Consider the following 4,417-nt stretch of genomic DNA (forward strand, 5'->3'; position numbering starts at 1 on the left):
GAGGTGTATAAGAGCCGGCGACCCGCCCGTGCGCCCGCCGGTCCCGGACATGCGCCCGCGCCGGGCGGGATGCCGGCGGACGGGCCGGCACCGCCCGGCGCGGGCCGGTACGGCGGGGGCGGCGGCGCAGGGCCGCCGCCCGGCTACAGGTAGGGGCCGGAGCGGATCGCGCCGTGCGGCCCGTCGCCCTCGTCGTCGTGCTGGCCGCCGGCCGGCAGCGCGCGGCGCATCTGCTCCAACTGGGCGCGCGCGGCCATCTGCTGCGCGAACAGGGCGGTCTGGATGCCGTGGAACAGGCCCTCCAGCCAGCCCACCAACTGCGCCTGTGCGATGCGCAGTTCCGCCTCGGAGGGCACGGTCTCCTCGGTGAACGGCAAGGAGAGGCGCTCCAGTTCCTCGACGAGCTCCGGAGCCAGGCCGTCCTCCAGCTCCTTCACCGACGCCGCGTGGATGTCCTTCAGACGGACCCGGCTGGCCTCGTCCAGAGGTGCTGCGCGCACTTCTTCCAGAAGTTGCTTGATCATGCTGCCGATCCGCATGACCTTGGCGGGCTGTTCGACCATCTCCGTCACCGGGACCTCGCGCGACTCGTCATCGGCGCCGCCGACCGCCATCCCGTCCTGTCCCACGATCAGGACGTGCGGGGGACTGTCCTGCGACCGTTCACTCCTCGGCATCTCCATGCCGGCCATTGTCTCGCACACCTGCGTACTCACACGGTGTGCCCCCGTACGGGCGTGATCCACCCTGTACGGGGGCACCGGCCGTGCGGCACGGCTCCGGCGGGCTCAGCCGGCGGCGCGCCGGGCGATCCCGCTCGCGGACCGGGTCACCGCGGCGGCCAGCAGGGCCGCGCCCAGCGGGACCAGGACCAGGAGCGCCCCGAAGGTGTCCCACGGCAGCACGATCGGCACGGACGGCACCTCCTCCCCGATCCCGGAGGCCTGTGCCATCTCGGCGATCTCGCGCCGCTGTGCGAGCCGCAGCGCGACGGCGGGGAGGACGCCGGAGGCGGTGCCGAGGACGACGCCCATGAGGGCCACCACGCCGCATTGGAAGCCGCTGAGCGTGCGCCGCACCCGCGGGGGCGCGCCGACCGCGGAGAGGGTCTTCAGGTCGGCTTCGGCGTCGGTCTGCGCGAGGCCGGTGGCGATGCCCGCGGCGCCGATGGTGACGAGGGCGGCGAAGACGGTCAGCGCGAGCATGGCCGTGGTGTCCTCGGGCTCGAAGCCGGACTCGACGGCGACGGGCGCCTCCACACCGATCCGGTCGATCTCGGCGGCCAGCTGCTGCTTCTGCCGACCGGTCGGCGGCCCCTCCAGCGTGAAGTAGGAGGCGAACGGCTGGGCGGTGAGCCCGGCGGCCTGGGCGGCGGAGGGGGGCAGGACCAGGGAGATGCCGTAGCCGTTGGTGCCCTTGGGCGCCTGGTGCACGGCGAACACCTTGTCCTCGCCCGGCGGCTCGCCCTCCCCGGTGAAGGCGCGTTCGGCCTCGGAGGTGACGAGCCGGACGGTGGCCTTGCCGTCCTTGACGTCGCGCGGCTCGAAGGAGACGGGCTTGCCGGCCTTCAGCGCGGCCACGGTGCCCGGGTCGGTCACGGCGAGCGCGGCCAGCAGCTTCTCGTCGGCGACGACCAGTTCGTGCATGGAGCCGTGCTGTGAGACGGCGCACCGCCAGTCCCGGCGCAGCTTCCTGGCCTCCGCGAGCGTGAAGTCGCGGTCCCCGTCCTCCCAGAGCGGGCAGCGCTGCTCCTTCGGCCGGAGGATCCGGGCCTGGCCGCAGTCGCCCGGTCCCGTCATCCGCTCGCAGCCGGGCGCACCGACCTGGACGTAGTCCACGTCCGCCCGTACGGCGACGGGCAGTTCCCGGCTCACGGCCTGGCGGACGGCCCCCATGGCCTTCTGGTGCCCGGATTCGTGCAGTTCCACCTTGCCGGAGCCGGCCGGCAGTTGGGCGGTGTACGCGGCGCGCTGCTGCGCCTCGCTGCTCTGCTGGTACGTGGCCAGGGCGACGGTCCCGGCGACGGCGGCGAGCACGGCGGCCACGGCGGGCGCGGTGCGGCCCCGGTTGCGCACGGCGTCGCGCAGGGCGAGCCGGGGCGAGAGCGGCAGCCAGCGACCCGTACGGCCGAACAGCCCGACGAGGACGGGGGTGAGGGCGACGACACCGAGCTCGGCGAGCGCGCTTCCGCCGGCGACGACGGTGGCGCCCGCGTCGGCGGTCGTGCCGTAGAGGGCGATGGCCGCGCCGAGGGCGATGGCCGCGAGCCCGGCGAAGGGCAGGACGCGGTTGGCCCGGCGGATGCCCCGCCGCCCGGTCAGCGAGGACAGGACGGTCTCCCGGGAGGCGGTGATCGCGGGGACCACGGCCGCGAGCAGGCCGGTGAGGACGGCGAGCAGGGCGATCCCGAGGAGTTCCAGGGGCCGGAGGTCGAAGCTGCCGAAGCGGACGCCGATGCGCTCCTCCAGGAGGGGCCGCAGCGCCACGGTGAGGAGGATGCCGGCCGCGGTGCCGACGACGGCGGCCGCGGCGCCGATGACGAGGCCCCCGGAGAGGACGATGGCCCGGATGTGGCGCCGGTCGCCGCCGTTGGCACCGACGAGGCCGAGCTGGCGGCGCGAGCGGCGGGCGCCGACCGCGAAGGCGGGCCCGGCGAGCAGGCAGATCTCCAGCATGGCGATGCCGACGACGGTGGCGAGGATGGCCGTCTCGCTGGCCGGCAGCGACCCGAAGTCGCGCTCGCCCATGCTGTCCATCTGCGTGTACAGGGGGACCTCGGACCGCGCGGGCGGGTCGAGGGCGACGGCCCGGGAGTGGACCAGGACGCCCTTGGTGTTGGCCTCCTTGACCATGTTCCACGTGAAACCACTCGGCCCGGTCTTCACCAGGTAGGCGTCGTCGGCGACCACTCCGGGCACCCCGGCGGCCCGCAGCTCCTTGTCGAGCGGGGCGAGCAGGGTGCCGGGCGGGGCGGTGATCTCGATCTTGTGCAGGTCGGAGGGGAGCTCGTACGCGCCGACGATCCGGTACCAGGTGGCGGAGCCCCGGGGGGTGAACTGCGAGCCCACGAAGAGCCCGGAGGCCTCCAGGAAGGCGTTGGTGGCGACGACCTCGCCGGCCTCCTCGGGCGTCCGCCCGCGGTCCATGGCGATCATGCCCTTGACCAGGGGGTCGGCGGTGTCGACCTCGCGCAGTTCGGTCTGCAGCAGCCCGTACCGGCTGCGGATCTTGGTGTGGCCGGTGCTGATCTTCAGGGTCTCGGCTCCGGCCGGCACCGCGGACTTCGCGTGGTCCGCCCCGGGCTCCGGAGACTGCTGGACCGCGTGGTCGGCGGCGGCCGTGTAGCCGCTTGCGTCGGGCCGCTGGTGGATGGGCCCGCCGATGCCGGAGGAGGTCAGCAGGGCGTCGGCGGCGCCGATCCTGCGGCTGACCTCCTCGGCGGGCGAGAGCTCCGAGCTGCGCAGGGTGACGTCCGCGGCGCTGACACCGATGATCGGCAGGGCGATCATCGCGAGGACGAGGAAGCTGCGGCCCTTGGCGCGCCAGGCGTCGCGCCGGGCTATGCGGAGGGCCGCGACCCAGGAGTGGTACGCCTTCACCGGCCGCCCGCCTGCCCCGGCAGCAGCGATTCCGCGTGGCTGCGCAGTGTGGAGTCGACGACGTTGCCGTCGCGCAGGAAGACCACGCGGTCGGCCCAGGCGGCGAACCGCGGCTCGTGGGTGACGAGGATGCCGGCGGCGCCTGCGTCGCAGCGCGACCGGAGCAGGGCGAGGACGGATTCGCCGGTCTCGGAGTCGAGGGCGCCCGTCGGCTCGTCGGCGAGGACCAGGCGGCGGTCGCCGACCAGGGCGCGCGCGATGGCCACGCGCTGCTGCTGGCCGCCGGACATCTCGTCCGGGAACCGGTCGGCGGTCGCGCGCAGCCCCATCTCGTCGAGCGCGGCCAGGGCACTGGTGCGGGCCCTGCGGGCGGGGACCCCGTCGAGTTCGAGGGGCAGGGCGATGTTCTCGGCGGCGGTGAGGGCCGGGATCAGGTTGTAGTCCTGGAAGACGTAGCCGATGCTGCGGCGGCGCAGTGCGGCGAGTTGGCCGCGGCTCGCGGTGGTGATGTCGGTGCCCTCGACGAGGACGCGTCCGCTGGTCGGCATGTCGAGGCCGCCGGCAAGGGTGAGCAGCGTGGACTTGCCGGAGCCGGAGGGCCCCATGACGGCGACGAGTTCGCCGGGGTACACGGACAGGTCGACGCCGCGCAGGGCGTGCACCTCGGTGGCGCCGGTGCCGTGCGTGCGGACCAGGTCCTGGAGCTGGAGTACGGGTCGTTCGGTGTGCGGGTGCGGGTGCGGGTGCGGGTGCGGGTGCGGGTGCGGGTCGGGCATGGTCCCCCCTGGGACGGTGGTGGCGTCAGCGCGGCGGCGCGT

Annotated in this window: 3 protein-coding genes; all 3 read right to left on the reverse strand. The window is 74.6% G+C overall.

The genetic code is table 11. The features are described 5' to 3' along the window. Positions 1-143: 143 nt before the first annotated feature. Complete coding sequence (locus EF903_RS29300; RefSeq protein ID WP_125548027.1) at positions 144-683, reverse strand: bacterial proteasome activator family protein; 540 nt, start codon at positions 681-683, stop codon at positions 144-146. A gap of 105 nt (positions 684-788) precedes the next feature. Further along, positions 789-3,509 carry an FtsX-like permease family protein gene (locus tag EF903_RS29305; protein WP_125548029.1) on the reverse strand — a complete coding sequence of 907 codons (2,721 nt, stop codon included), beginning with the start codon at positions 3,507-3,509 and terminating at the stop codon, positions 789-791. Positions 3,510-3,595: 86 nt separating this feature from the next. Beyond that, positions 3,596-4,375, reverse strand: a complete 780-nt coding sequence (locus EF903_RS29310; RefSeq protein WP_125548028.1) for an ABC transporter ATP-binding protein — start codon at positions 4,373-4,375, stop codon at positions 3,596-3,598. Between the last annotated feature and the right edge of the window lie 42 nt (positions 4,376-4,417).

The sequence above is a fragment of the Streptomyces sp. WAC05292 genome (genome assembly GCF_003949955.1).
GTDB classification, from domain to species: Bacteria; Actinomycetota; Actinomycetes; order Streptomycetales; family Streptomycetaceae; genus Streptomyces; species Streptomyces globosus.

Coding starts and splice junctions, on each gene's coding strand:
- EF903_RS29300 (WP_125548027.1), bottom strand. CDS start 683: ATGGAGATGCCGAGGAGTGAACGGTCGCAGGACAGTCCCCCGCACGTC.
- EF903_RS29305 (WP_125548029.1), bottom strand. CDS start 3,509: ATGATCGCCCTGCCGATCATCGGTGTCAGCGCCGCGGACGTCACCCTG.
- EF903_RS29310 (WP_125548028.1), bottom strand. CDS start 4,375: ATGCCCGACCCGCACCCGCACCCGCACCCGCACCCGCACCCGCACCCG.